The organism is Variovorax terrae (genome assembly GCF_022809125.1).
GTDB lineage: Bacteria > Pseudomonadota > Gammaproteobacteria > Burkholderiales > Burkholderiaceae_C > Variovorax_A > Variovorax_A terrae.
In genome coordinates, this window is sequence record NZ_JALGBI010000002.1 from 58887 (window position 1) to 84009 (window position 25123).

The window sequence follows — 25123 nt, forward strand, 5'->3', positions numbered from 1 at the left end:
ATTATGACCATGATTCGGGACAACCTCCAGCGTGTTCACGCGCGCATCGCCGCCGCGTGCAAGACCGCCGGGCGCGGGGCGGACGAGGTGATGCTGCTGGCCGTCTCCAAGACCTTCGGGCCCGAGGCCGTGCGCGAGGCGCATGCGGCGGGGCAGCGCGCCTTCGGCGAGAACTACATCCAGGAGGCCGTCGACAAGATCGGCGCCCTGCGCGACCTGCCGCTGGAGTGGCACTGCATCGGCCCGATCCAGAGCAACAAGACGCGGCTGGTGGCGGCGCACTTCGACTGGGCCCACACGGTGGACCGCCTGAAGATCGCGCAGCGGCTCAGCGAGCAGCGCCCCGCGGGCCTGCCGCCGCTGCAGGTGTGCATCCAGGTCAACATCGACGGCGGCGCCGCCAAGTCGGGCGTGGCGCCCGAAGACGCGCTGGCGCTGGCGCGGGACGTGGCGCGGCTGCCGCGCCTGCAACTGCGCGGCCTCATGGCGATTCCCGAGCCTGCTCCTGATTTTGTAGCGCAAAAGAACCTGCACGCCAGGACCCGGGCCTTGTTTGACCAGATTCGCGAGGCCGGCGTCGCGCTCGACACGCTGTCCCTGGGCATGACGGCCGATCTCGAGGCCGCCATCGCGGCCGGCAGCACCCTGGTGCGCGTGGGCACGGCGATCTTCGGCGGCCGGCCTGCGGCCGCTCCCTGAGGGCGGCCCGGCCCCGGCGTCAGGCCGCCGGCCCGCTCACTTCTTCGGCGCGGCCGTCGGCTTGACGTTGCCGCAGTCGGCGCCCAGCCACTTGCCCGTGCCGTCCAGGGTGACGGTTTCGGGCTTGCCCTGCGGGGTGGTGGTGTTCATCCGCATCTTCATCGAGTAGGCCTCGTTGCTGGCGAACGTGATCTCGCCCTCGCCGCTGGAGGGCGGCCGCGTGGCACAGGTGAAGGCCACCTTGACGGTGTTGCCCACGCGCGGCGACAAGGTGTTCGTGCACTCGCCATGCTGCTGGATCGGCATGGCGCCGCGCGCGGCCATCTCTGGGGTGACGCAGCTCTTGGCGGTGATGCCGCTGGCCGGGTCTTGTTTCAGGCCCTGCTTGGCCAGCATGTCTTCCATCATCTTTCGCTGCTCGGGCGGCATGCTGGCCAGTTGCTTCTGCATCTGGGCCATGGACTGCTCCAACTGGCCGCTAGCCGACTGCATCTTGCTCGTGATCTCCCACAGGCCCGGCTTGATGTTCTGGCCCCAGGCCGCGAAGGGGGCCGTGGCCAGCATGGCAGCAGCCAGCAGGCCGGAGTTTTTCTTCATGTGCATTTCCATTTCCTCCATCAGAACGCGCATTGTGCTCAGCCTTCCCGCTTGAGGGAAGGCGCGGTTGCCTACCCCAGCGTGGTCTGGCGCACGGCATGCTCCCAGCGCGCCATCAGTTCCTGCGCGCGCTGCGGGGCCAGCGTGGGCAGGAAGCGGCGTTCGGCGCGCCACAGGCCCGACAGTTCCTCGGTGCTGCGGTAGACGCCGGCCGACAGCCCGGCGAGGTAGGCCGCGCCCAGCGCCGTGGTCTCGGTCACGGCCGGGCGCACCACCGGGATGCCCAGCAGGTCGGCCTGGAACTGCATCAGCAGGTTGTTGATGCAGGCCCCGCCATCCACGCGCAGCTCGTTCACCGGCGCCGCGCCCGCGGCCACGGCGTCGCGGCTCATGGCCTGCAGCAGCGCGGCGCTCTGGTAGGCGATGCTCTCCAGCGCGGCCCGCGCAATGTGGGCCAGGGTGGTGCCGCGCGTGAGGCCGGTGATGGTGCCGCGCGCCTCGGGCTGCCAGTAGGGCGCGCCCAGGCCGGTGAAGGCCGGCACCATCATCACGCCGCCCGAATCGGGCACGCTCTCGGCCAGCGACTGCACTTCGCTGCTGGCGCGGATGGCGTGCAGCCCGTCGCGCAGCCACTGCACCACGGCGCCGCCCACGAACACGCTGCCCTCCAGCGCGTACTGGGGGGCGGACTGCGCCTCTTCAGGGGGCGGCGCAGCCCGCACCGTGGCGAGCGTGGGGCCAACTTGCGCCGCGCTGGTGGTCAGCAGGCCGTTGTGCGACGTCTGGAACGTGGCGCCGGTGTGCATCAGCATGAAGCAGCCCGTGCCGTAGGTGTTCTTGGCCATGCCTTCCTTGAAGCAGGCCTGGCCGAACAGCGCGCTCTGCTGGTCGCCCGCGACGCCGCCGATCGGGATGGCGTGGCCCAGCAGGCCGGGCAGGGTCTCGCCATAGGCGGCGCTGGACGGCCGCACCCGCGGCATCAGCGCGGGGGGGATGTCCAGCATCTGCAGCAGCTCCTCGTCCCACTGGTTGCTGTGCACGTTGAACAGCATGGTGCGCGAGGCGTTGCTGACGTCGGTGGCATGCACCGCGCCGCCGGTGAGGTGCCACAGCAGCCAGCTGTCGATGGTGCCGAAGGCCAGCTCGCCGCGCCCGGCCTGCTCGCGCGCCTGCGGCACATGGTCGAGGAGCCACTTGAGCTTGGTGCCCGAGAAGTAGGCGTCGATCAGCAGGCCGGTCTTGGCCTGGATCGTGGCGCCGAGCCCGCGTTCGCGCAGCTGCGCGCAGGTGGGTTCGGCGCGGCGGTCCTGCCAGACGATGGCATGGTGGATCGGCACGCCGGTGGCGCGGTTCCAGACCACGGTGGTCTCGCGCTGGTTGGTGATGCCCACGGCGCGGATGTCGCGCGCCTGCAGCCCGGCCCGGGCCAGCGCTTCGCGCGCGGTGGCGAGCTGGGTGCGCCATATCTCCATCGGATCGTGCTCCACCCAGCCGGGCTGAGGGTAGATCTGGGGCAGCTCCTGCTGGGCCAGCGCCACCACCTGGCCCTGGGCGTCGAACACGATGCTGCGGGAGCTGGAGGTGCCTTGGTCGAGGGCGAGCAGATAAGTCATGGGCGGGCCTGAAAAGGGTTGGAGAGCGGGCGGGGCGGTCAGGCCAGGGCCACGTCAAGGCGCACCTGGGCCTCGGCCAGCAGCGCGGGGAACGGCTCGGGCGGCGGCGCGTCGGTGAACAGGCGGTCGATCTGCGAGAGCGTGGCCAGCTCGACCATGGCCGGGCGGTTGAACTTGCTGGCGTCGGCCGCGAGCCAGACCTCGCGCGCGTGCCGGATGATGGTCTGCGCCACCTTGACCTCGCGGTAGTCGAAGTCGCGCAGCGAGCCGTCGGCCTCGATGCCCGAGATGCCGATCAGCGCGATGTCCACCTTGAACTGCCGGATGAAGTCCACCGCCGCCTCGCCGATGATGCCGCGGTCGCGCGCGCGCACCACGCCGCCGGCCACGATCACCTCGCACTGCGGGTTGCCGCTCAGGATGGCCGCCACGTTGAGGTTGTTGGTGATCACGCGCAGGCCGGTGTGGCGCAGCAGCGCGCGCGCAATGGCCTCGGTGGTGGTGCCGATGTTGAGCATCAGCGCGCAGTCGTTGGGCACCTGGGCCGCGACGGCGCGCGCGATGCGCGCCTTGCCTTCGGCATGCAGGCTTTCGCGCTGCGGGTGGGCCAGGTTCTCGGTGGTCGAGCTCGGCACCCGCACGCCGCCGTGAAAGCGCGCCAGCAGGCCGGCATCGGCCAGCCGCTGCACGTCGCGGCGCACCGTCTGCAGCGTCACGCCCAGCTTGTCGGCCAGCTCCTCGACGGTGACGGAGCCGCGCGAGCGCACCACGTCGAGCAGGTTGATTTGTCTTGGATTGGAGTTCACGCCAGCATTGTCCCCGGGGCGGCTTTGGGCTCTGAAGAAACTGTAGAACGAAAAGAATAGAAAAATCTAAGGGAAAACTCTGATGAAAAAGATCAGAAAAGAATAAAATAGAAAGAATACGAAAATCAAATCCAGAAAAATCATCCCCATGGAGGTGCTCCTTGCCCCAGCCGACTGAGACCCGGCCCGCCGAAAGGCTGGCATCTGCGGCGGCCGACTGCGACGTGCTCGTGGTGGGCGGCGGCATCAACGGCGCGGGCATTGCGCGCGACCTGGCCGGCCGGGGCTGGCGCGTGGTGCTGTGCGAGCAGGACGATCTCGCGTCGCACACCTCCTCGTCCTCGACCAAGCTGATCCACGGCGGCCTGCGCTACCTGGAGCACTACGAGTTCGGCCTGGTGCGCAAGGCGCTGCTGGAGCGCGAGGTGCTGCTTCGGAGCGCGCCGCACATCATGGGGCCGCTGCGCTTCGTGATGCCGCACGACCCCTCGATGCGGCCGGCCTGGATGATCCGCCTGGGCATCTTCCTGTACGACCACCTGGCGCGGCGCGAGGTGCTGCCCGGCTCCACGGGCGTGGACCTGCGCCGCCACCCGGTGGGCGCGCCGCTCAAGGACCGGTTCACCCGCGGCTTCATCTATTCCGACGGCTGGGTCAACGACGCGCGGCTGGTGGTGCTCAACGCGCTGGACGCGGTGGCGCAGGGCGCCAGCGTGCTCACGCGCACGGCTTGCGTGGCGGCCCAGCGCTGCGGCGAGGGCTGGACGGCCACGCTGCAGGGCCGCGACGGCATGCGCCGCACGCTGCGCGCGCGGGCGCTGGTCAATGCCGCCGGCCCCTGGGCCGAGCGCTTCCTGCGCGACGCGGCGCGGCCCGCACACGGCGAGGCGCTGGCGACCAGGAGCCTGCGCCTGGTCCAGGGCAGCCACATCGTGGTGCCGCGCTGCTTCGAGCACGACCACGCCTACATCTTCCAGAACCCCGACCAGCGCATCATCTTCGCCATTCCCTACGAGGACGCGTTCACGCTGATCGGCACCACCGACGTCGAGCTCGGCGGCGACCCGGCGCAGGCCCGCATCAGCGCCGACGAGACGGCCTATCTGTGCGAGCAGGCCAGCCGCTACTTCAAGAAGCCCGTGGTTCCGTCCGACGTGGTGTGGAGCTATACCGGCGTGCGCCCGCTGCTGGACGACGCCTCGGGCGACCCCTCGGCCGTGACGCGCGACTACCTGCTGGAGACGCATGCCGGCAGCGGCGCGCCGCTGCTCAGCGTGTGGGGCGGCAAGATCACCACCTTCCGCAAGCTCGCCGAGGAGGCCGCCGACGAGCTTGGCCGCCTGCTCGGCGAGGCGCGCCCGGCCTGGACCTCGGGGGCCTTCCTGCCGGGCGGCGACCTGTCGGCCTGGATCGGGCCGGCGCAGCGGCCCGACACCGATTTCGAGCGCTTCGTTGCGGAACTGCGGCGCCGCCATGCCTGGCTGCCCGGTGCGCTGGCGCGGCGCTATGCCCGGGCCTACGGCGTGCGCGTCGAGCGCCTGCTCGGCGCGGCCGCCGCGCTGGCCGACCTCGGCGCCGAAGTCGCGCCCGGCCTGTACGAGGCCGAGCTCGACTACCTGCGGCGCGAGGAATGGGCGCTGGATGCCGACGACGTGCTGTGGCGGCGCAGCAAGCTGGGCCTGCACTACAGCGCCGCCGAGCGCGAGCGCGTGGCGGCCTGGATGAACCGGATGGGCGACGGGCGAACGCCGGCGTGACGCCGCTGCGCCTGGACGCCACGCGGCGGGCCTGGGAGGCCGCCGGGAGCCCGTCAGCGAGGTTTTAGTGAAGAAAACGCCCGGATGTCCACGTCCTGCGGTCGTTTGTTGCTATCAATAATGCAGCGATTCTGAGCGGCGCGCCTCGCCTGAACGCGGCGTATGGGCATCCTGGGGCCGCGCGCGCCAGGGTTCGCGGGCGGTAACAAATGAATCACCCGAGGGGATTCATCTGCCGGCCCGATTGCGCAACACTGGGGGTCTGGGCCGGGCGTCCTGCCCGGCCCGCTGCTGCGAAGGAGCATGGCCATGCTGGACTGGATCGACTACCGCAAACAACTGCTGGGCCGCATCGGCGAGATCGGCCGCCTGAGCCCCGACACCCTCAAGGGCTACCAGGCGCTGTCGGGCGCCGGCGAGAAGACCGGCCACCTCGACGCCAAGACGCGCGAGCTGATCGCGCTGGCCGTCTCGGTGACCACGCGCTGCGACGGCTGCATCACGGTGCACACCGCGCAGGCCGTCAAGCTGGGGGCCACGCGCGAGGAAATCGCCGAGGCGCTGGGCGTGGCGGTGGCGCTCAACGCCGGCGCCGCCATGGTGTACTCGGCGCGCGTGATGGACGCCGTGCACGCCTACCAGCCGCAGCCTCAATCCCAGGCCTGAGAGGCTGAAGACCCAGGGGCGCGGCGCCTGTCGCCCGATTGACGCGGCCCGGCGCCGGGGCTGCCGCAAAATCGTGGCATGACCGAACTCCGCTCCCCCCTGCAGGCCCAGCTCGTGGAATGGCATGTGCAGCCCGGCGACTGGGTGCGCACGGGCGACGTGCTGCTGATCCTCGAAGCCATGAAGATGGAGCACGAGCTGCGCGCTCCGGCGCCCGGCCGCGTGCGCGAACTCTTCTTTGCCGAAGGCGAGAGCGTGGGCGAAGGCGAGCTGCTCTTGATCCTGGAGCGCGTCGAGGCCGACCCATCCGGGCCCGCTGCCAGGCATGTGCCAGACAGGCTGGCCGCCGCCGTGACTGGGCTGCCCGGTGCGGCCGTGCGCGCCGACTGGCAGCGCGTGGCCGAGCGCCATGCCCGCACGCTCGATGCCGCCCGCCCCGAGGCCGTGGCCCGGCGCCATGCACAGGGCCTGCGCACCGCGCGCGAGAACATCGCCGAGCTGTGCGATGCCGGCAGCTTCATCGAATACGGCGCGCTGGCCGTGGCCGCGCAGACGCGCCGGCGCAGCATGAAGGAGTTGATCGCCGCCACGCCGGCCGACGGCATGGTCACCGGCATCGGCAGCATCAACGGCGCGCTGTTCGGCCCCGAGGCCTCGCGCGCCGCGGTCTTGGCCTACGACGCCACCGTGCTGGCCGGCACCCAGGGCATGCGCAACCACCAGAAGACCGACCGGCTGCTGGGCATCGCGCTGCGGCAGAAGCTGCCCGTGGTGCTGTTCGCCGAAGGCGGCGGCGGCCGGCCCGGCGACACCGACATGCCCATCGTGGCCGGCCTGCACGTGCACACCTTCGCCGCCTACGCGCAACTCTCGGGCCAGGTGCCGGTGGTGGGCATCGTCGCGGGCCGCTGCTTCGCCGGCAACGCCGCGCTGCTGGGCTGCAGCGACGTGATCATCGCCACGCGAAACAGCAACATCGGCATGGGCGGCCCGGCCATGATCGAAGGCGGCGGCCTGGGCGTGTTCCGCCCCGAGGAGATCGGCCCGAGCGAGGTGCAGGCCCGCAACGGCGTGATCGATGTGCTGGTGGAGAACGAGCAAGAGGCCGTGGCCGCGGCGAAGCAGTACCTGTCGTACTTCCAGGGCCGGCTCGAGGCCTGGGACTGCGCCGACCAGGCCCTGCTGCGCGATGCCGTGCCCGAGAACCGGGTGCGCGCCTACGACGTGCGCGCCATCCTGCACACGCTGGCCGACACCGGCTCGCTGCTGGAGCTGCGCCCCGGCTTCGGGCAGGGCATCCTCACCGCGCTGGCGCGCATCGAGGGCCGGCCGGTCGGCCTGCTGGCCAACAACCCCGCGCACCTGGGCGGCGCCATCGACGCCGATGCGGCCGACAAGGCCGCGCGCTTCATGCAGCTGTGCAACGCGCACGGCCTGCCGCTGGTGAGCCTGGTGGATACGCCGGGCTTCATGGTCGGCCCCGAGACCGAGCGGCAGGCCCAGGTGCGCCATGTGGCGCGCCTGTTCGTCACCGCCGCCAAGCTCGGCGTGCCGTACTTCAGCGTGGTGCTGCGCAAGGGCTACGGCCTGGGCGCGATGGGCATGACGGCCGGCGGCTTCCACGCGCCGGTGTTCACCGTGGCCTGGCCCAGCGGCGAATTCGGCGCCATGGGGCTGGAGGGCGCGGTGCGCCTGGGCTACCGCAAGGAGCTCGAGGCGCTGCCCGAGGGGCCGCAGCGCGAGGCGCTGTACGAGCAGCTGGTGGCCCAGCAGTACGAGGCGGGGCAGGCCCTCAACATGGCGGCCACGCTGGAGATCGACGCCGTGATCGACCCGGCCGGCACGCGCGCCTGGCTGGTGCGCGGCCTGGCCTCGGCCGCGCCGGCCCAGCCGGCCGCCACGCGCTTCATCGACACCTGGTGAGGCGGCTGCTCAGAGCAGCTTGAAGACGAGCGGCATCAGCAGCGAGGCCAGCACCACCTGCAGGCCCAGCGCCAGCCCGGCGTAGGCGCCCGCATCGGCATCGACCTGCAGCGCGCGTGCCGCGCCGATGCCATGCGAGGCCGTGCCCAGAGCGAAGCCGCGCGCGGTCCGGCCCGCGGGCGTGCCGGGAATGCGCAATGCCGCGAACAGGTACTTGCCGCTGAGCGCTCCCACCAGCCCGGTGAGCACCGCGAACACGGCCGTCAGCGCCGGGATGCCGCCGATCTTGTCCGCGATGCCCATGGCCACGGGCGCCGTCACCGATTTCGGCGCCAGCGACAGCACCACGTCGTGCGGCAGCCCGAGCGCCCAGGCCAGGCCCACCGCGCTCGCGCTGGCCACGCCGCCGCCGGCCAGTGCCGCCAGCAGCAGCCGGCCCCAGCGCCGGCGCAGCTCCTCGCGCCGCTGCCACAGCGGCCAGGCCAGTGCCACCACGGCGGGGCCCAGCAGGAAGTGGATGAACTGCGCGCCCGCGAAATAGGTGGGGTAGGGCACGCCGGTGGCCAGCAGCACGGCGGCGAGGGCCGCCACGCTCCACAGCACCGGGTTGGCCCAGGGCGCCTGCTGCAGGCGCGCGTACAGCGTCTGCGCCAGCACGTAGACCACGAGCGTGGCCGTCAGGCCGAACAGCGGCGTGGCCGAGAGGTAGACCCAGAGCTGGACGAAGTCAGGCATCGTCCGCCTTCTCACGCAGCAGGTACAGCACCAGCGCCGTCGCGGCCAGGCCGGCCCAGGTGGACAGCACGATGACCGCCAGCATGCGCCCGCCGTACTGGCTCAGCAGCGACAGGTTGGCGACCACCCCGACCCCCACCGGCACGAACAGCAGCGACAGGTGCGACAGCAGGAAGTCCGCACAGGCCGCGACCGGCTCACGCACCAGCGGCCAGCGCAGCGCACCCAGCAACAGGATCATGCCCACCACCGGTCCCGGGAACGGAAGCGACAGGCCGCGCGCCAGCAGTTCGCCGATCGACTGCAGCAACAGCAGCCAGGTGAAACCGCGCAGCGCCAGCATGGTGTATCTCAGTGATCCATGACGCTGCGCGCCATCCACAAAGCATGCAATCGGTGCGGCCCAGGCCCGGGCCACCGCGGAGCCGGCTTTGCCGGGCCGCTGGTGGCGCCCCCTAGAGGGGGAGGCGCCGCAGGCGCTTCGGGGGTGGTTTTCATATTTCAGAAGCGCGGCAGGTCCGGGTGCGCGATCTGCCCGCCGCGCACCAGCATCTTGCCGTACTCGGCGCAGCGGTTCAGCGTGGGAATCACCTTGCCGGGGTTGAGCAGGCCTTGCGGGTCGAACGCGCGCTTGACGCCGAACATCTGCTCGTTCTCGGCCGCGCTGAACTGCACGCACATGCTGTTGAGCTTCTCCACGCCCACGCCATGCTCGCCCGTCACCGTGCCGCCCATGGCCACGCTGGTCTCCAGGATGTCGGCGCCGAACAGTTCTGCGCGGTGCAGCTCGTCGGGGGCGTTGGCGTCGAACAGGATCAGCGGGTGCAGGTTGCCGTCACCCGCGTGGAACACGTTGGCGCAGCGCAGCCGGTACTTCTTCTCCATCTGCTGGATCGCGAGCAGGATGTCGGCCAGGCGCTTGCGCGGGATGGTGGAGTCCATGCACATGTAGTCGGGGCTGATGCGGCCGCTGGCGGGAAAGGCGTTCTTGCGCCCGCTCCAGAAGCGCAGGCGCTCGGCCTCGTCGCGGCTCACGGCGATGGCGGTGGCGCCGGCCGCGCGCAGCACCTCGCTCATGCGGCCGATCTCTTCCTCCACCTCCTCGGGCGTGCCGTCGCTCTCGCACAGCAGGATGGCCTCGGCCGTGAGGTCGTAGCCCGCGTGCACGAAGTCTTCCACCGCGGCCGTCATCGGCTTGTCCATCATCTCGAGCCCGGCCGGGATGATGCCGGCCGCGATCACGGCGGCCACCGCATCGCCGGCGCGGCGCACGTCGTCGAAGCTGGCCATGATGCAGCGCGCCAGCTGCGGCTTGGGCACCAGCTTCACGGTAACTTCAGTGGTCACCGCCAGCATGCCCTCGGAGCCGACCACGATGGGCAGCAGGTCCAGCCCGGCCACGTCCAGCGCCTCGCTGCCGAACTCGACCGGCTCGCCCTCGATGGTGAAGCCTTTGACCTTGAGCACGTTGTGCAGCGTCAGGCCGTACTTCAGGCAGTGCACGCCGCCCGAGTTCTCGGCCACGTTGCCGCCGATGGTGCAGGCGATCTGGCTCGACGGATCGGGCGCGTAGTACAGGCCCAGCGGCGCCGCGGCCTCGCTGATCGCGAGGTTGCGCACGCCGCACTGCACCACGGCCGTGCGGCTGAAGGCGTCGAGCTTGAGAATTTTGTTGAACTTGGCCAGCGACAGCGTCACGCCGAGCCTGTGCGGCATCGCGCCGCCCGAGAGGCCGGTGCCGGCGCCGCGCGCGACCACGGGCACGCGCAGGCGGTGGCAGATCTGCAGCACGGCCTGCACCTGTTCCTCGGTCTCCGGCAGCGCCACGGCCAGCGGCCGCTGCCGGTAGGCCGTCAGGCCGTCGCATTCGTAGGGGGTGGTGTCTTCGCCGGTCCAGAGCAGGGCATGGGCGGGGAGCACGGCCTGGAGCGCAGCAACGACCTGGGCCTGGCGCTCGGCCTGCTTGAGGCGCTGCTGTTCGTCGGAAACAGTGGGTGCGTTCATAGGCCCTTACTTTAGGGCAGCCGGGGCGCTGGTGCCATGAAGGATCATGCACAGGTTTGTGAAAGAAATTCGGGAATGCGTCCATCCGGCTCTGCCGGTGCACTGCATGGCCCCTGTGTCAGGGAGGCGGCTATAGGCCGCATCGGGGGCGTAAAATGGCTTGGCGCCGATTTGAGCTACAGCTTGCGGGCGCCTTATAAATGCCGCTAAAGCGAACGTGACCAGCCCGTTTCGTCTCTGCGGTACGGGCTTTGCTTTTTGGGAACGAACACCATGACCACCCCACCCCGCCAACACGGACTCACCACCACGCTGCTGCATTCGGACCGCCGCTTCGGCGTCGAGCACGGCGCGATGCACAAGCCGGTGCACCCGTCGGTGGCCTTCGGCTACGAGGACGCGCGCGACCTCGCGGCGGCGTTCCAGGGCACCAAGGCCGGCTACACCTACGGCCGCTCGGGCAGCCCGACCTCGGCCGCGCTGGAGGCCAAGATCACGGCGCTGGAGCAGGGCACCGGCACGGTCTGCTTCGCCACCGGCATGGCGGCCATCGGTCACACCCTGCTGTCGCTGCTGCGCGCGGGCGACCACATGGTGGCCAGCCGCTTCCTGTTCGGCAACACCACCAGCCTGTTCGGCACGCTGGCGCTGCAGGGCATCGCCATCGACGAAGCGGACGTGACCGACGTGGCGAACGTGGAGGCGGCGCTGCGGCCCACTACGCGCGTGGTGTTCCTGGAGACCGTGGCGAATCCGCGCACCCAGGTGGCGGACCTGGCGCGCATCGGCGCGCTGTGCGCCGAGCGCGGCATCCTCTACATCGTGGACAACACCATGACCTCGCCCGTGCTGTTCAACCCGAAGCAGGTTGGCGCGGGGTTGGTGATGAACTCGCTGACCAAGTACATCGGTGGCCACGGCAACGCCCTGGGCGGCGCGATCACCGACACCGGCCTGTTCGACTGGACGCGCTTTCCCCACATCCACGAGGCCTACCGCAGCGCCAAGCCCGCGATGTGGGGCCTCACGCAGATCCGCAAGAAGGGCCTGCGCGACATGGGCGGCACGATGGCGCCAGAGTCGGCCCACCACATCGCGGTGGGCGCCGAAACCCTGGCGCTGCGCATGGAGCGCATCTGCGCCAACGCGCTGCGCCTGGCGGGCTGGCTCGAGCAGCAGCCGCAGGTCGCGCATGTGGACTATCCGGGCCTCGCTTCGCATCCGCAACATGCGCGGGCCGCGCAGCTATTTGGTGGTCGCTACGGCGGCCTGCTGGCGTTCGAGCTGGCCGAGGGCATCGACTGCTTCGACTTCCTCAACCGGCTGCAGCTGGTGGTCTCTTCCACCCATCTGGGCGACAACCGCACGCTGGGCATCGCGGTGGCGCACACCATCTACTTCGAGATGGGCCGCGAAAAGCGCGCCGCGCAGGGCATCGCCGAATCGCTGATCCGCATCTCGGTGGGCATCGAGGACGCGGACGATCTGCTGGCGGACTTCGCGCAGGCGCTGGCCGCGTAGCGGCGGCTCACGCCACGCTCTTCTGCAGCCACTCGGCGAAGGCCGCACATTCCCAGCGGTCCATGGTGCCGGTGCGCCAGCACAGGTAGTGCGCATGCGGGCTGGGCACGTTGCGGGCCGACAGGCGCTCGAGCGAGCCGTTCTCGATCCAGGGCGCGCCGAGCTTCAGGCGCACCAGCGCCACGCCCAGGCCCTGGGCCGCGGCGTCGCACATCAGGCCGATGTCGTTGAACGAGGAACCGTCGGGCGGCTCCGGCCAGTCCAGGCCGTGCGCGCCGAACCAGGTGCGCCAGGGCTCCAGCGGGCTGCGCAGCAGGGCCGCGCGCTGCAGGTCCTCGGGCGCGTCGAACGGGCCGTTCTCGCGGATGTAGGCGGGCGAGGCCAGCGGCGTGACCACGTCCTCAATCAGGCACAGGTGCTCCACGTCGGCATAGCGCCCGGTGCCGAAGCGGATGATCAGGTCGGCGTCCTCGGCCACCACGTCCAGCAGCGGGATGCTGACCTGCAGCGTGAGGTCGATCTCGGGATAGGCTTCGGTGAACTGGCGCAGCCGCGGCATCAGGATCGAGCGCGCGAACGTCGGCGTGACCGCCAGCTTGAGCTTGCGCTTGCCCGGCGTCGCGTCGGCGCCTGGAAAGCGCGCCAGCACCGCCAGCCCCTCGCGCACATGGGCCAGGTATTCGCTGCCCTCGGTGGTGAGCGAGAAGTCAGCCCGGCCGAACAGCCGCGTGCCGATGATCTGTTCGAGCTGGCGCACCCGGTGGCTGACCGCGCTGGGCGTGACGCACAGCTCCTCGGCCGCCTGCGTCACACTGCGCAGCCGCGCCAGCGCCTCGAAGGTGAGCAGGCACTGGATCGGTGGGATGCGAGCAGTCATGGGCGCCAACCCTTTTCAGGAGGCCACCGCGGAACCGGCTCTGCCGGGCCGCTGGTGGCGCCCCCCCTTGGGGGGGAGGCGCCGCAGGCGCTTCGGGGGGGTCATTTGAATATCACGGTTTTGTGGCCATTCAGCAGCACCCGGTGCTCGCTGTGCCACTTGACGGCGCGAGCCAGTACCTGGCTTTCGGTGTCGCGGCCCATGGCCGTGAGGTCTTCCACCGTCTTGCTGTGGTCCACGCGGGCCACGTCCTGCTCGATGATCGGGCCCTCGTCGAGGTCGGCCGTCACGTAGTGGGCGGTGGCGCCGATCAGCTTCACGCCGCGGTCATGGGCCTGGTAGTAGGGCTTGGCGCCCTTGAAGCTAGGCAGGAAGCTGTGGTGGATGTTGATGGCGCGGCCAGCCAGCTTGCGGCACAGGTCGTCGCTCAGCACCTGCATGTAGCGCGCCAGCACCACCAGCTCGGCGCCCTCGGTCTCGATGATCTCGTACTGCCTGGCCTCGGCCTGGGCCTTGGTGGCCGCCGTCACCGGGATGTGGTGGAACGGCACGTTGTAGCTGGCGGCCAGCTGGTAGAACTCGCGGTGGTTGCTGATGATGGCGCGGATGTCCAGCGGCAGCAGGCCGCTCTTCCAGCGGAACAGCAGGTCGTTCAGGCAGTGGCCTTCCTTGCTGACCATCAGCACGGCCTTGACCGGCTCGGCCGTGGCGTGCAGCTGCCAGTCCATGGCGAACGGTTCGGCAAAGAGCTTGAGCTGCGCGCGCAGCTCCGCGTGGCTGAGCCGGTCGCAGGCGAACTGTACCCGCATGAAGAACAGGCCGGTGCCATGGTCGTTGTACTGCGCGGCTTCCTCGATGTTGCCGCCGCGCTCCAGCAAAAAGCCGGAAACGGCATGCACGATGCCGGTACGGTCAGGGCAGGACAGGGTCAGGATATAAGCGTGATTCATACGGGGTGAATTGTCGCAGGGTGCCCTGGCCGCCGTGCTTCGATGCCAAAATGGCCGTTTGCACCGTATTGCAGGAGACGTTCATGGCCTACAACGATTTCAACATGGACAACCACTGGTTGCCCTTCACACCGAACCGCCATTTCCGCAAGGACCCGCGCGTCTTCGTGGCCGCCGACGGCATGGAGTTCACCACGCACGACGGCAAGAAGGTGATTGACGGCATCTCCTCGCTGTGGTGCGTGGCCGCGGGCCACAACCGCAAGCCGATCAACGAAGCCATCAAGAAGCAGCTCGACACGCTGGACTACTCGACCGCGTTCCAGGCCAGCAACGACAAGGCCTTCAAGGCCGCCGAGATGATCGCCGCCATGGCGCCCGGCGACCTCAACAAGGTGCTGTTCTGCAACTCGGGCTCGGAAGCCGCCGACACCGCGCTCAAGGTCGCGCTGGCCTACCACCGCGCGCGCGGCGAGGGCCACCGCAACGTGTTCATCGGCCGCGAGAAGGGCTACCACGGCGTGGGCTTCGGCGGCATGTCGGTGGGCGGAATCCCGGGCAACCGCAAGGTGTTCGGCTCGGCCTTCCTGCCGCGCGTGGACCACATGCGCTTCATCCACGACCCGGTGAACCACGCCTACATCCACAACCAGGAGCCGGTCTGGCAGGAAGACATCCTGCTCGAGCTGGAGAACCGCATCCTGCCGCTGCACGACCCGAGCAACGTGGCCGCCATCATCGTCGAGCCGGTGGCGGGTTCGGCCGGCTGGTACCTGCCGCCCAAGGGCTACCTGCAGCGCCTGCGCGAGATCTGCGACAAGCACGGCATCCTGCTGATCTTCGACGAGGTCATCACCGGCTTCGGCCGCCTGGGGCGCAACTTCGGCGCCGACTACTACGGCGTGGTGCCCGACATGCTGACCTTCGCCAAGTGTGTGACCAACGGCGTGATCCCGCTGGGCGGCGTGATCTGCCGCGACAAGCTGTACGACGCGATGATGAACACCAATGCGCCCGAGCACGTGGTCGAGTTCTTCCACGGCTACACCTACTCGGGCCACCCGGTGGCCTGTGCCGCGGCCATCGCGACGCTGGAGCTGTTCCAGCAGGAGAACCTGTTCGCCCGCGCCGGCGAGATGGGCCAGATGCTGGGCGATGCCTTCCACAGCGCCTTCAAGGGCCTGCCCAATGTGGTGGGCATCCGCAGCCTGGGCCTCGCGGCCGCAGTCGAGCTGGCGCCCATCGCGGGCACGCCCGGCAAGCGCGCCTACGACATCTTCCTGGACTGCTTCCACCGGGGCTCGCTGGTGCGCCCGGCCGGCGACGTGGTGGTGATCGCGCCGCCCTACATCGTGGAGAAGTCGCACATCGACACGCTGGTCAACACGCTGGCCGACTCGATCAGGAAGCACGCTTGAGCCGCCCGAGGCCGCTGCGCCAGTCGTCTGGGTCATTCAGATGATGTTGAGGGGTTCGGGGGCTGCACGTATCGTGCAGCCCTTGTCGTTTGTCTGCCTTCTTTCCGAGTACCGCGCCCATGTTCCAGCGCCTTCGCCATGTTGTGTCCACGAATCTGCCCGGTGTGCTGGTGTGCGGTGTCATCGCGCTGGCCGCCACCTTCCTGTCCGAGCACTACGGCGGTCCGCAGCTGCTCTATGCGCTGCTGATCGGGCTGGCCTTCCATTTCCTGATGGGCCACCCGCAGGTCAAGCCCGGCATCGATTTCTGCGGCCGCACCGTGCTGCGCATCGGCGTGGCGCTGCTGGGCGCGCGCATCACGCTCACGCAGGTGGCCAAGCTGGGCGTGGCCTCGGCCGTGGTGGTCGTGCTGGCGGTCGCGCTCACCATCCTGTTCGGTGTGCTGCTGGCGCGCTGGCTCGGGCGGCCGCGCGAGGAGGGCTTGCTGTCGGGCGGCGCGGTGGGCATCTGCGGCGCCTCGGCCGCGCTGGCCATCTCGTCGGTGCTGCCGCAGACCAAGGAGAACGAGCGCTTCACGCTGCTGGCCGTGGTCGGCGTCACGGTGCTGTCCACGCTGGCCATGGTGATCTACCCGTTCAGCCTGCAGGCGCTGGGCCTCACGCCCGAGCAGTCGGGCATCTTCCTGGGTGGCACCATCCATGACGTGGCCCAGGTGGTGGCCGCCGGCATGATGCTCGGCCCGCAGGCCGGCGACGTGGCCACGGTGGTCAAGCTGTTCCGCGTGATGCTGCTGATGCCGGTGGTGCTGGTGATCGCCATGCTCTACCGCAGCCACCCCGCGGCGCGCGCGGCCGACGAACAGGTGCCGCTGGTGCCCGGCTTCCTGCTGGCCTTCATCGTGCTGGTGCTGCTGGCCACCGTGGGCGTGTTCACGCCGCCGATGACGCAGGCCGCCAGCGACACTTCGCGCTGGATGCTGGTGACCGCGATCGCGGCGGCCGGCGTCAAGACCTCGTTCGAGGACTTGCTCAAGCTCGGCTGGCAGCCGGTGGCCATGCTGGTGGGCGAGACGGTGTTCATCGCCGCGCTGGTGCTGGCGGCGGTGCTCGGCCTACGGCTGGGCTGACGCGGCGCCCGTGCGCGCGGGCAAGGCCCGCTCCAGCTCGGCGCAGTGGTCGAGCGGGGGCACCGGCGGCGTGGCCCACACGCTGTCGAAATCTGCTCCGTTTTTCATAGCATCCAACGACCCGCCGGCCTGGACCTTGACCGCTTTTGCCTTGAAATCCGGCGGCAGGTGGCGGGCCACGCCGAGCGAGCGGTCGACATGGCCCGCGCCGGCGATCAGCAGCACGGTGCGGCCCGGCACGGCGGCCTGCTGCAGCGTCTGCGCCATGCTGCGGTCGCGCGCGATCTGGATGCGCGTCATCGGCGTGATCTGGCTTTCGGGCAGCAGGCCGCAGTGGCCGGCGCGGATGGCCTGCTGCTGCGCCTTGAGCGCCGGGCCGGGCAACTGCTGGTCCAGCGCGGCGTCGGCCATGGCCTCGCGCAGGCGGCTGCGCGGCAGGTTGGCGCCCAGCACCGGCACACCCGCGCGCACCGCCGCCATCACGGCCGGCCCGTAGGAGCGCCAGGGCCAGGCGCGCTCATCCCAGTGCAGGGCGTCGCGCACCCGGGCCTCGCCGGCGTCGCGCGGCAGGCCCGCGGTGGAGCCGCCCTGGTCGGCCATCTCCAGCACCAGGGCTGCCAGCACGCCGCGCTCGGCCAGCAGCGCGGTGCTGTCGCGTTCGAGGCGGTGATGGTCCTCGGCGTCGTGCTGCTCACCGAGCAGCAGGGCGTCGGCCGGCAGCAGCGCGTCCAGGCGCGTGGCCAGCGCGGGCCCGGCGGGGCCCGGGCCGGCGCAGGCGGCCAGCAACATGGCGGGCAGCAGCAAGGCCATGACAGTGGTTCGACAGTGCATGGCGCGATACTACGCGTTCAGTTGTTCCGCCTCATGCGCCTGCCTTCCCCCGTCCGTATCGCCCTCACCCTGCTGCTGGCCCTGGCCGCCGCCGGGCTCTGCCTCTGGCTCAGGACGCCGCTGCCCTGGATGATCGGCCCGCTGCTGGCCACGGCCCTGGTGTCGATGGCCGGCGCGCCCACCGAAAGCTGGGCGCCGCTGCGCAACACCGGCCAATGGACCATCGGCACCGCGCTGGGCCTGTATTTCACGCCGCAGGTCACGACGCTGGTGGCCGGCTTGTGGTGGGCCATCGCGCTGGGCATCGTCTGGGCGCTGGTGCTGGGCTGGCTGTTCGGGGCCTGGCTGCAGCGTGTGCACGCGCCGCGCATGCCGGGCCTGTCGCGCGCCACCACCTATTTCGCCGGCGCGATCGGCGGCGCTTCCGAGATGACGCTGCTGTCCGAGCGCGAGCAGGCGCGCACCGACCTCGTGGCCTCGGCCCACAGCCTGCGCGTGCTGCTGGTCACGGTGCTGATTCCGTTTGCCATGCAGTTCAGCGGCCTGCACGGGCTCGACCAGCTGCCGCCGGCGGTGCGCGACGTGCAGGGCGGCGGCTTCGCGCTGCTGGCCGTGCTCACCGGCGTGGGCGCGCTGCTGATGCGCTGGCTGGGGCGCGCCAACCCGTGGTTCATGGGGGCGCTGCTGGTGGCCATGGGGCTCACGATGAACGGCATCACGCTGTCAGCGATCCCGCAGTGGCTGTCCAACGCGGCGCAGCTCGTGATCGGCGTCAGCCTGGGCGTGCGCTTCACGGCCGAGTTCATCCACACCGCGCCGCGCTGGCTGGCCTCGGTGGCGCTGGGCACGCTGGCGATGATGCTGCTGTGCGCGGGCTTCGCCTGGCTGCTGTCGCTGGGCACGGGGCTGCACCCGGCCACGCTGATCCTGGGCACCTCGCCCGGCGGCATCACCGAGATGTCGATCACGGCCAAGGTGCTGCAGCTCGGCGTGCCGGTGGTCACGGCGCTGCAGGTGTGCCGGCTGATCGCGGTGCTGATCCTGGTGGAGCCGATGTTCCGCTGGCTGTACCGGCACTCGCAGGGGCGGTGAACACACGCCCCCGACTTGGCCGCCGTGCGGGGCGCGGCCCCTCTCTCCTTCGTCTGGAGATGGCTGGGGGACGAAAAAAAGCGCCCCGAAAGGCGCTTGAGCCGCGAGGAGCAAAGGTCAAAAGACGGTTTGACGCGAGCAGTTGAGGTTGGGGCTGCCGTTCAACTGGCGCAGACTCATCACGTTGGATGTCGAGCCGTAAGTCAGGCTGATCTGGGCCGGCCCCGTCGGGTAGCCGGGGAAGGCCGCGGTTTCCGAGTAGCTGCCGCCGGTCTGCAACAGCCAGTCGGCCGGTAGCGCGCCGCCGCCGGCCAGGCTGCTTTGCACCACGCCGACCGCGGTGTTCGAAAACGAGTAGGTGCTGGGCGAGGTGCCGCAGGTCTTGGGGCCTCCGGCCTGGTTGCCCAGCAGCTTGCCGATGCGGGCGACTGGGTCGAAGTGGTTGAGCGTGGCGGGCGTCAGCGCGGCCGAGGCGACCTGGGTGCAAGCGTACAGCGCGGAGGAGGTGATGTACATGCGCAGCGGCTGCGTGTAGGTGCCCGTGGTGTCGTAGTTGAACAGGTTGCCGCTGTTGTCCAGAAGCAGCACGACGAAGCTGGAGGTGGCATTGGCCGTCATGCTCCAGCGCATGCCGGCGTCCGTGGTCAGGTCGAAGCCGCCATTGTGCGTGGTGTCGAGCGTGCCGGCGACATCGACCCGCACGCCGTTGCTCTTGCGTGTGAGCGTGAAGGTGGTGGTGCCCAGCGAGGCGGAGGTGCTGCCGCTGTAGATGCAGTCGGTGCCCGTGAAGACCCGCGTGCCTTGCGTGCCGAACAGCACCCGCCATGGCTGGTAGCCGGGGCTGCCGCCGGCCTGCGCGAACTGCTCGAGCAGGCTGTCGATCGAGGCGCCGCCCAGGGCGGTCTTGAATTGCTCCAGCAGGCCGTCGAAGGCATCGCCCTGGGCCGCGTTGAAGGCCTGGTTGAGCCAGGCCGCAGTGACGGAGGGCGGCGCCGCGCCACCCAGCAGCGCGGTCAGCAACTGGCCCACCTGGCCCATGGCGCTGCCCGCGGTGCTGCCGGTCCAGGTGGCGCCGACGGGCTGGCTGCCGCTGGCGATGGCCGCGTACACGGCGGCCAGGTCGCTGCCCGGACTGGCGGCGCCGGCCACCAGGGTGCTGAAGGTGGTGAGGTTGATGTTGCCCTTGGCGTCGGCATAGGCGTACAGCGTGACCGTCGCGCCGTTGACCTGGCCCGTGGCGCGCAGCAGGTAGGGCGCGGCGCAGTCGCTGGGCAGCGTGAGGCTGTATTTGCCGTCGGCGCCGGCGGTGGCGGTGTTGGCGCGGCCATCGTTGCACAGCAGGCTGATGCTGGCGTTCTGCAGCGCGGCGCCTACCGCGGCCGTGCCGCTCACGGTGGCGGCCGCGGGCGTGTCACCGCCTCCGCCACCACCTCCACCACCGCCGTTGCTGGAGCCGCCGCCTCCGCCGCCGCAGGCGGTCACGAACAGGGCGAGGGCGAAAGCGGGCGCGGCCCACCAGGGTGTTGTGCGGAATGACATCGTGAATTCCTCCAGGGTTTTGAGGCTGGCGACGGCATTCTTGGCGCTGGCGCGAGGCGAGGCAATCCACGAAATCAGGTAATTTGCGGGGCCCGGGCATGAAAAATGGCCCCCACGCTCCGCCGCTGCGCGGGTCGCTTCCCCCCGAGGGGGCGCTTTTCGTCTTGGGGCGGCCCGGCAACGAAAAACCCCCGGCTGCGGTGCGCAGGCGGGGTTGGGGGGAGGGCGCTCAGCCGCTCAGTGCACCACGACGGGGTTCTGTGCGAGTTCGGCGTAGCGGTCCAGCATGTCTTCCACTTCTTCCTGGGTCGGGGTGTTGAGCTGCCAGGCGGTGATCTGCTGCTGGAACAGCTCGGCCCAGGAGCCGTCGAGGTAGACCTCCTTGCCGGAACGTTTGTCCACGATCTCGAACCCGTGGCGCGCCAGCATGGGCGTGCTGGGCTGTGGCGCATCCTCGGCCGCGGCATCGGCCTGCATGTGCACAACCACAAAGGAGTCGGAATCGTAGAGCATGTGCATGGTGTTCATGGTCCTTCTGCGTATACCTGTTAGATAGCAACGCCCGGGCCAGTTTCAAGGCCGACCGGGTTTTCAGGACTTTTGTCCGCTTCTGGCAAATTTTTGTGTCAAGGCTTCTCGACGGAGCGCAACTGCTGGTCCGCGAAGTCGCCGTTGGACTGCGTCAGCTTCAGGCGCACCGGCAGGTAGCCGAGCGAGGGCGCCAGCCAGAGCTCCACCTTCTGGTCGAACTCGCGGCGCGGGCTGCGCACCAGCTTCAGCGCCGGCATGGTGCCGGCGGGCAGGCTCAGCGGTTCCTCGCCTTCCACGGTGAATAGCCAGACGTCGGCCTCGCGCGCGCCGACGGTCTGCATGCTGAGGGCGGTGCCTGCGGGGTAGCGGGCCGGGTCGCCGGCGATCATGGCGCCGAGCTGCAGGAACACGCTCAGGCGGTCCTGCGCGCCGGCCAGCAGCGGCGCGTCGGGCGTGTTGGCGCTGAACACCACCTTGCCCTTGTCGCGCTCGAAATGCGCAGCCTGCTCGCTGCGCTGCTTGTCGCCAAACCGGGTGGGGGCCAGCCCCTCGGCGGTGATGCGTCCGGCGCTGCTCTGCGTGCGCGAGCCCATCAGGAAGGCGCTGACCTCGAGCCGGGCGTCGTAGCTGCTGCCGTCCTGCAGCCACAGCAGCTCGCTGCGCACGTTGTAGGACTGCTTCCTGGATTCGCCGTTGACGCTGTAGCCGAGCCGGACCGAGCCGGGAATGCTGAAGGCCGTGGTGCGCGCGGCATCCACCGGCGGCGCGGCAGGGGGCACGGGCGCGGCGGCCACGGCTTCGGCGGCTGGCGGCGGTACCTCGGATGCTATCGAATCAATAGCAGAAAATGACCGCTGCACCTGGACCTGCGGCGTATTTGCATCTGAAACGGAGCTGCGCGGCGGCCGGGGCGCCGGCCGCGCGGCCGGTGGGGCGGCGGGCGGGGCCGGCGCGGGTGCCGCGGGCTTGATCTCGATGCTGCGCGTGATGAACTGGCGCAGGGCGGGCGGCGCGCGCCCGTCCGGCGCCGGAGGAACGGCCCGCAGCAGCGCCAGGTGCGCCAGCACGACCGCCGCCCCCAGCGCGGCCAGCGGCCGCCAGCGCACCGCGGGCGCCGCCCCGTTCATCCGCCGCCGTACCCCAGGTCGCTCGACAGCTGCGCGGCGGCCTTCTTGAGGGACTGGGCCACCTTGCCGTCCCACTGGGCGTCGAAGCTCGAGGCTGGCCCGAGCGAGACGATGCCCAGGGCGATGTGGCCGTCCGAATCGAACACCGGCGCGCAAAAGCCCACCACGCCCGGCAGCAGCGAGTCGATCACGCGCCCGAGGCCGTGGCGGCGCACCTCGTCGAGCATGCCGTCGACCTCGGCCAGGCTGGTCGGCAGGTCGCGCCGGTTGAGCTTCTGCGCGCGCGCCAGCTCCGCGTTGAGCAGCGGCGCGATGGCCTCGCGCGACATGTGGGCCGCAAAGCAGCGGCCGGTGGCCGACGACAGCAGCGGCATCACGTCGCCCAGGCGCAGGATGGTCATGGCGTTGGGCGATTCCTCCCAGTGCACGATGGTGGGCCCGTGGTTGCCCCAGACCGCCAGCGCCAGCGTGTGGCCGATCTGCTCCATCAGCGGCACCACGCGCTCGCGCGCCAGCTTCACGGCGTCCAGCCGCGACAGCGAGGCCAGGCCCAGCTTGAGCGCGGCGGGGCCGAGGTCGTAACGGGTGCTGGTGGCGTCCTGCGTCACCAGATCGAGCCGCTGGAAGCTCACCAGGTAGCGGTGCGCCTTGGCCGCGCTCATGCCGGCAGCGGCGGCCAGGTCGCGCAGCATCAGCGGGCCGGCGGCCTGGGCCAGCACGCCCAGCAAGCTGAACCCCACTTCGACAGACTGGATACCGGCGCGCTCTTTCATGACGTTCTCATCGGTTTCTTATACAATTACGTTTAGGTAAATTCATTCAACAATGCGTAACGGTCAAAGACTTTAGCGCATTCATCCACTGGGGACATTTCATGAAATTGGCTACGTACAAGGATGGCTCGCGTGACGGTCAACTGGTTGTGGTGTCGCGTGACCTGAGCACCGCGCATTATGCGACCGGCATTGCCAGCAAACTGCAGCAGGTGCTCGACGACTGGAGCTTCCTGTCGCCCCAGTTGCAGGACCTGTACGCCACGCTCAACAGCGGCAAGGCCCGCCATGCGTTCCCGTTCGACCCGGCCCAGTGCATGGCGCCGCTGCCGCGCGCCTACCAGTGGGCCGACGGCTCGGCCTACATCAACCACGTGGAGCTGGTGCGCCTGGCGCGCCACGCGGAGGTGCCGGCCAACTACTACACCGAGCCGCTGATGTACCAGGGCGGCAGCGACGACTTCATCGGCCCGACCGACGACGTGGTCTCGCCCAGCGAGGATTTCGGCATCGATTTCGAGGCCGAGGTGGCCGTGATCACCGGCGACGTGCCCATGACCGCCACGCCCGAGCAGGCGCTGGACGGCATCCGCCTGGTGATGCTGGCCAACGACGTCTCGCTGCGCAACCTGATCCCCGACGAGCTGGCCAAGAGCTTCGGCTTCTTCCAGAGCAAGCCCGCCACCGCCTTCAGCCCGGTGACCGTGACGCTGGACGAACTCGGCGAGGCCTGGGACGGCGGCCGCCTGCACCTGACCATCCAGAGCACCTGGAACGGCCGCACCGTCGGCATGTGCGACGCCGGCAAGGAGATGACCTTCCACTTCGGCCAGCTGATCGCCCACATCTGCAAGACCCGCAACGTGCGCGCCGGCAGCATCGTCGGCTCGGGCACGGTGAGCAACCGCGCCGCGGAAGTCAACGGCAAGAAGGAATGGACCAAGGGCTACAGCTGCATCGCCGAGAAGCGCGCGATCGAGACCATCCTCGACGGCAAGCCCGCCACCGGCTACATGAAGTACGGCGACACCATCCGCATCGAGATGAAGGGCCGCGACGGGCAATCCGTGTTCGGCGCGATCGACCAGAAGATCGTCCCGCTGGCCAAATAACAGCCGGCCGCCGCGCGCCGCCGCTCAGCGCGGCGCGCTCGACAGCGCGCCCAGGAAGGTGTCGCACCACCAGCGCACGTCCTGGCGCCGGATGCCGGCCAGCAGCGCCTGGTGGCGCGCGCGCCGCTCCTGCACCGGCATCTGCAGCGCGGCCTGGATGGCCTGCGCGGTGGCCTCGATGTCGTAGGGATTGACCAGGATCGCCTCCCTGAGCTGCTCGGCCGCGCCGGCAAAGCGCGACAGCACCAGCACGCCGGGGTCGGCCGGGTCCTGCGCGGCCACGAACTCCTTGGCCACCAGGTTCATGCCGTCGCGCAGCGGCGTCACCAGCGCCACCCGTCCCGCGCGGTACAGGCCGGGCAGCCGCTTGCGCGCCACCGTGCGGTGGATGTAGCGCACCGGCATCCAGTCGAGCTCGCCGAAGTCGCCGTTGATGGCGCCGCACAGGGTCTCCATCTCGCGCAGGATGTCGTTGTAGGCCAGCACGCTTTCGCGGCTGGGCGAGGCGATCTGGATCAGCGTGGCGCTGTTGCGCGTGTCGGGATGGCGCAGCAGCAGTTCGCGGAACGCGCGCAGGCGCTGCGGCAGGCCCTTGGAGTAGTCGAGCCGGTCCACGCCGATCAGCAGGCGCCGGCGCGAATACTCCTCGCGCATGCGGGTGTACATGTCGCGGGCCTCGGGCGCGTGGGTCAGGGCCGCGAACTCGTCCACGTCGATGCCGATCGGGAAGGTGCCGGCGCGCACCGTCCGCTCGCCGAGGCGCCAGCGGCCGGGGCCGGCCGGCTCGGCGCCGAGTTCGGTCTCGACATAGCGCGAGAAATGCGCGAGGTCGGCCTCGCTCTGGAAGCCCACGAGGTCGTGCTCGAACAGCGCGCGCACCAGCCAGTCGTGCGCCGGAATCGCGGCCAGGATCAGCGGCGGCGGCAGCGGAATGTGCAGGAAGAAGCCGATGCGCTGGGTGCAGCCGAGCGCGCGCAGCTCGGCCGCCATCGGGATCAGGTGGTAGTCGTGGATCCAGATCACGTCGTCGGGCTGCAGCAGCGGCAGCAGCCGCTGCGCGAGCATCCTGTTGACGCGCCGGTAGCCCGCGATGAAGCCCGCGTCGAAGTTGGCCAGGTCCAGCCGGTAGTGGAACACCGGCCACAGCACGCCGTTGGCATAGCCGAGGTAGTAGGCATCGTGGTCGGCGCGCGCGAGGTCCACGGTGGCCAAGGTCACCGGGCCGGCCTGCTGGCGGTGCACGGGGCCGTCGGGCGGCGCGGCGCCGGCCTCGTGCTCCGTGATGCGGCCGCTCCAGCCGAACCACAGCCCGCCGGTGCGGTTGAGCACGTCGGCCAGCGCCACCGCGAGGCCGCCCGCGGCCGTCTTGCGCGGATCGGCCACGCGGTTGGAGACGATGACGAGCCGGCCCATCTCAGCGATCCA

Annotated in this window: 22 protein-coding genes, 1 pseudogene and 1 riboswitch; of the genes and pseudogenes, 9 read left to right on the forward strand and 14 right to left on the reverse strand. The window is 70.2% G+C overall.

Annotated elements, in window-relative coordinates; genetic code table 11:
* Nucleotides 1-3: 3 nt before the first annotated feature.
* Complete coding sequence (locus tag MMF98_RS15610) at nucleotides 4-699, forward strand: YggS family pyridoxal phosphate-dependent enzyme (RefSeq protein WP_243307539.1); 696 nt, start codon at nucleotides 4-6, stop codon at nucleotides 697-699.
* Nucleotides 700-735: 36 nt separating this feature from the next.
* Here MMF98_RS15610 and MMF98_RS15615 read toward each other — a convergent pair whose 3' ends face one another.
* From MMF98_RS15615 to MMF98_RS15625, 3 genes are all read right to left on the reverse strand, one after another.
* Nucleotides 736-1296: a DUF3617 domain-containing protein gene (locus MMF98_RS15615; protein WP_243307540.1), complete on the reverse strand. Its 561-nt coding sequence runs from the start codon at nucleotides 1294-1296 to the stop codon at nucleotides 736-738.
* A gap of 71 nt (nucleotides 1297-1367) precedes the next feature.
* Nucleotides 1368-2909 carry a glycerol kinase GlpK gene (glpK, locus tag MMF98_RS15620; RefSeq protein ID WP_243307541.1) on the reverse strand — a complete coding sequence of 514 codons (1542 nt, stop codon included), beginning with the start codon at nucleotides 2907-2909 and terminating at the stop codon, nucleotides 1368-1370.
* Nucleotides 2910-2947: 38 nt separating this feature from the next.
* Nucleotides 2948-3715 (reverse strand): DeoR/GlpR family DNA-binding transcription regulator, encoded by a 768-nt coding sequence (locus tag MMF98_RS15625; RefSeq protein WP_243307542.1) that lies wholly within the window; start codon nucleotides 3713-3715, stop codon nucleotides 2948-2950.
* Between the two features lie 161 nt (nucleotides 3716-3876).
* Between MMF98_RS15625 and glpD the strand changes: the two genes are divergently transcribed.
* The 3 genes and pseudogenes from glpD to MMF98_RS15640 all read left to right on the forward strand — a co-directional run.
* Complete coding sequence (glpD, locus tag MMF98_RS15630; protein ID WP_243307543.1) at nucleotides 3877-5472, forward strand: glycerol-3-phosphate dehydrogenase; 1596 nt, start codon at nucleotides 3877-3879, stop codon at nucleotides 5470-5472.
* 309 nt (nucleotides 5473-5781) lie between these two features.
* A complete protein-coding gene (locus MMF98_RS15635; RefSeq protein WP_243307545.1) occupies nucleotides 5782-6138 on the forward strand; it encodes a carboxymuconolactone decarboxylase family protein in 357 nt (118 codons plus the stop codon).
* A 78-nt stretch (nucleotides 6139-6216) separates the two neighbouring features.
* Nucleotides 6217-8061 (forward strand): annotated as a pseudogene (locus tag MMF98_RS15640) (carboxyl transferase domain-containing protein); the annotation flags it as partial.
* Nucleotides 8062-8070: 9 nt separating this feature from the next.
* Here MMF98_RS15640 and MMF98_RS15645 read toward each other — a convergent pair.
* The 3 genes from MMF98_RS15645 to MMF98_RS15655 form a co-directional block, all read right to left on the reverse strand.
* On the reverse strand, nucleotides 8071-8796 hold the full coding sequence (locus MMF98_RS15645; protein ID WP_243307547.1) for an LrgB family protein: 726 nt from the start codon (nucleotides 8794-8796) through the stop codon (nucleotides 8071-8073).
* Nucleotides 8789-9139: a CidA/LrgA family protein gene (locus tag MMF98_RS15650; protein ID WP_243307548.1), complete on the reverse strand. Its 351-nt coding sequence runs from the start codon at nucleotides 9137-9139 to the stop codon at nucleotides 8789-8791. The genes MMF98_RS15645 and MMF98_RS15650 overlap by 8 nt, the downstream gene beginning before the upstream one ends.
* A gap of 158 nt (nucleotides 9140-9297) precedes the next feature.
* Entirely contained in the window at nucleotides 9298-10800 is a 1503-nt protein-coding gene (locus tag MMF98_RS15655) for an FAD-linked oxidase C-terminal domain-containing protein (protein WP_243307549.1), read from the reverse strand.
* A 153-nt stretch (nucleotides 10801-10953) separates the two neighbouring features.
* Nucleotides 10954-11031, forward strand: a riboswitch (SAM riboswitch).
* A 42-nt stretch (nucleotides 11032-11073) separates the two neighbouring features.
* Here MMF98_RS15655 and MMF98_RS15660 point away from each other — a divergent pair.
* A complete protein-coding gene (locus MMF98_RS15660) occupies nucleotides 11074-12321 on the forward strand; it encodes a cystathionine gamma-synthase family protein (protein ID WP_243307551.1) in 1248 nt (415 codons plus the stop codon).
* 7 nt (nucleotides 12322-12328) lie between these two features.
* On the opposite strand, the gene MMF98_RS15665 is transcribed toward MMF98_RS15660, so the two are convergent.
* Both MMF98_RS15665 and purU read right to left on the reverse strand, forming a co-directional pair.
* Nucleotides 12329-13198, reverse strand: coding sequence for a LysR substrate-binding domain-containing protein (locus MMF98_RS15665; protein WP_243307553.1), 870 nt, complete (start codon nucleotides 13196-13198; stop codon nucleotides 12329-12331).
* A 101-nt stretch (nucleotides 13199-13299) separates the two neighbouring features.
* Nucleotides 13300-14148 (reverse strand): formyltetrahydrofolate deformylase, encoded by an 849-nt coding sequence (purU, locus tag MMF98_RS15670; RefSeq protein ID WP_243307556.1) that lies wholly within the window; start codon nucleotides 14146-14148, stop codon nucleotides 13300-13302.
* 83 nt (nucleotides 14149-14231) lie between these two features.
* Between purU and aptA the strand changes: the two genes are divergently transcribed.
* Both aptA and MMF98_RS15680 read left to right on the forward strand, forming a co-directional pair.
* Nucleotides 14232-15566 (forward strand): omega-aminotransferase AptA, encoded by a 1335-nt coding sequence (gene aptA, locus MMF98_RS15675; RefSeq protein WP_243307557.1) that lies wholly within the window; start codon nucleotides 14232-14234, stop codon nucleotides 15564-15566.
* 119 nt (nucleotides 15567-15685) lie between these two features.
* Nucleotides 15686-16693: a YeiH family protein gene (locus tag MMF98_RS15680; RefSeq protein WP_243307558.1), complete on the forward strand. Its 1008-nt coding sequence runs from the start codon at nucleotides 15686-15688 to the stop codon at nucleotides 16691-16693.
* On the opposite strand, the gene MMF98_RS15685 is transcribed toward MMF98_RS15680, so the two are convergent.
* Nucleotides 16679-17503: a ChaN family lipoprotein gene (locus MMF98_RS15685; protein ID WP_243307559.1), complete on the reverse strand. Its 825-nt coding sequence runs from the start codon at nucleotides 17501-17503 to the stop codon at nucleotides 16679-16681. The genes MMF98_RS15680 and MMF98_RS15685 overlap by 15 nt on opposite strands.
* 54 nt (nucleotides 17504-17557) lie before the next feature.
* Here MMF98_RS15685 and MMF98_RS15690 point away from each other — a divergent pair, with 54 nt between their 5' ends.
* The gene (locus tag MMF98_RS15690; RefSeq protein ID WP_243307560.1) at nucleotides 17558-18616 is read left to right on the forward strand and encodes an AbrB family transcriptional regulator; all 1059 of its coding nucleotides are present in this window, start codon (nucleotides 17558-17560) and stop codon (nucleotides 18614-18616) included.
* Nucleotides 18617-18733: 117 nt separating this feature from the next.
* On the opposite strand, the gene MMF98_RS15695 is transcribed toward MMF98_RS15690, so the two are convergent.
* The 4 genes from MMF98_RS15695 to MMF98_RS15710 form a co-directional block, all read right to left on the reverse strand.
* A complete protein-coding gene (locus MMF98_RS15695) occupies nucleotides 18734-20155 on the reverse strand; it encodes a hypothetical protein (RefSeq protein WP_243307561.1) in 1422 nt (473 codons plus the stop codon).
* Between the two features lie 237 nt (nucleotides 20156-20392).
* On the reverse strand, nucleotides 20393-20674 hold the full coding sequence (locus tag MMF98_RS15700) for a BTH_I0359 family protein (RefSeq protein WP_243308631.1): 282 nt from the start codon (nucleotides 20672-20674) through the stop codon (nucleotides 20393-20395).
* A gap of 107 nt (nucleotides 20675-20781) precedes the next feature.
* Nucleotides 20782-21813, reverse strand: coding sequence for a DUF3108 domain-containing protein (locus tag MMF98_RS15705; protein WP_243307562.1), 1032 nt, complete (start codon nucleotides 21811-21813; stop codon nucleotides 20782-20784).
* Entirely contained in the window at nucleotides 21810-22586 is a 777-nt protein-coding gene (locus MMF98_RS15710; protein ID WP_243307563.1) for an IclR family transcriptional regulator, read from the reverse strand. The genes MMF98_RS15705 and MMF98_RS15710 overlap by 4 nt, the downstream gene beginning before the upstream one ends.
* A gap of 101 nt (nucleotides 22587-22687) precedes the next feature.
* Between MMF98_RS15710 and MMF98_RS15715 the strand changes: the two genes are divergently transcribed.
* Nucleotides 22688-23698, forward strand: a complete 1011-nt coding sequence (locus MMF98_RS15715) for a fumarylacetoacetate hydrolase family protein (protein ID WP_243307565.1) — start codon at nucleotides 22688-22690, stop codon at nucleotides 23696-23698.
* A 24-nt stretch (nucleotides 23699-23722) separates the two neighbouring features.
* On the opposite strand, the gene MMF98_RS15720 is transcribed toward MMF98_RS15715, so the two are convergent.
* Entirely contained in the window at nucleotides 23723-25111 is a 1389-nt protein-coding gene (locus MMF98_RS15720) for an alpha,alpha-trehalose-phosphate synthase (UDP-forming) (RefSeq protein WP_243307566.1), read from the reverse strand.
* Nucleotides 25112-25123: the final 12 nt, after the last annotated feature.

Excerpts from the sequence above, each read along its gene's own strand:
- MMF98_RS15665 (WP_243307553.1), bottom strand. The coding sequence starts at position 13,198 with ATGACTGCTCGCATCCCACCGATCCAGTGCCTGCTCACCTTCGAGGCG.
- purU (WP_243307556.1), bottom strand. The coding sequence starts at position 14,148 with ATGAATCACGCTTATATCCTGACCCTGTCCTGCCCTGACCGTACCGGC.
- MMF98_RS15710 (WP_243307563.1), bottom strand. The coding sequence starts at position 22,586 with ATGAAAGAGCGCGCCGGTATCCAGTCTGTCGAAGTGGGGTTCAGCTTG.
- MMF98_RS15685 (WP_243307559.1), bottom strand. The coding sequence starts at position 17,503 with ATGGCCTTGCTGCTGCCCGCCATGTTGCTGGCCGCCTGCGCCGGCCCG.
- MMF98_RS15715 (WP_243307565.1), top strand. The coding sequence starts at position 22,688 with ATGAAATTGGCTACGTACAAGGATGGCTCGCGTGACGGTCAACTGGTT.
- MMF98_RS15700 (WP_243308631.1), bottom strand. The coding sequence starts at position 20,674 with ATGCACATGCTCTACGATTCCGACTCCTTTGTGGTTGTGCACATGCAG.
- MMF98_RS15680 (WP_243307558.1), top strand. The coding sequence starts at position 15,686 with ATGTTCCAGCGCCTTCGCCATGTTGTGTCCACGAATCTGCCCGGTGTG.
- MMF98_RS15695 (WP_243307561.1), bottom strand. The coding sequence starts at position 20,155 with ATGTCATTCCGCACAACACCCTGGTGGGCCGCGCCCGCTTTCGCCCTC.
- MMF98_RS15655 (WP_243307549.1), bottom strand. The coding sequence starts at position 10,800 with ATGAACGCACCCACTGTTTCCGACGAACAGCAGCGCCTCAAGCAGGCC.
- MMF98_RS15645 (WP_243307547.1), bottom strand. The coding sequence starts at position 8,796 with ATGCCTGACTTCGTCCAGCTCTGGGTCTACCTCTCGGCCACGCCGCTG.
- MMF98_RS15635 (WP_243307545.1), top strand. The coding sequence starts at position 5,782 with ATGCTGGACTGGATCGACTACCGCAAACAACTGCTGGGCCGCATCGGC.
- MMF98_RS15720 (WP_243307566.1), bottom strand. The coding sequence starts at position 25,111 with ATGGGCCGGCTCGTCATCGTCTCCAACCGCGTGGCCGATCCGCGCAAG.
- MMF98_RS15610 (WP_243307539.1), top strand. The coding sequence starts at position 4 with ATGACCATGATTCGGGACAACCTCCAGCGTGTTCACGCGCGCATCGCC.
- MMF98_RS15615 (WP_243307540.1), bottom strand. The coding sequence starts at position 1,296 with ATGAAGAAAAACTCCGGCCTGCTGGCTGCTGCCATGCTGGCCACGGCC.
- MMF98_RS15705 (WP_243307562.1), bottom strand. The coding sequence starts at position 21,813 with ATGAACGGGGCGGCGCCCGCGGTGCGCTGGCGGCCGCTGGCCGCGCTG.
- MMF98_RS15660 (WP_243307551.1), top strand. The coding sequence starts at position 11,074 with ATGACCACCCCACCCCGCCAACACGGACTCACCACCACGCTGCTGCAT.
- MMF98_RS15690 (WP_243307560.1), top strand. The coding sequence starts at position 17,558 with ATGCGCCTGCCTTCCCCCGTCCGTATCGCCCTCACCCTGCTGCTGGCC.
- MMF98_RS15650 (WP_243307548.1), bottom strand. The coding sequence starts at position 9,139 with ATGCTGGCGCTGCGCGGTTTCACCTGGCTGCTGTTGCTGCAGTCGATC.
- aptA (WP_243307557.1), top strand. The coding sequence starts at position 14,232 with ATGGCCTACAACGATTTCAACATGGACAACCACTGGTTGCCCTTCACA.
- glpK (WP_243307541.1), bottom strand. The coding sequence starts at position 2,909 with ATGACTTATCTGCTCGCCCTCGACCAAGGCACCTCCAGCTCCCGCAGC.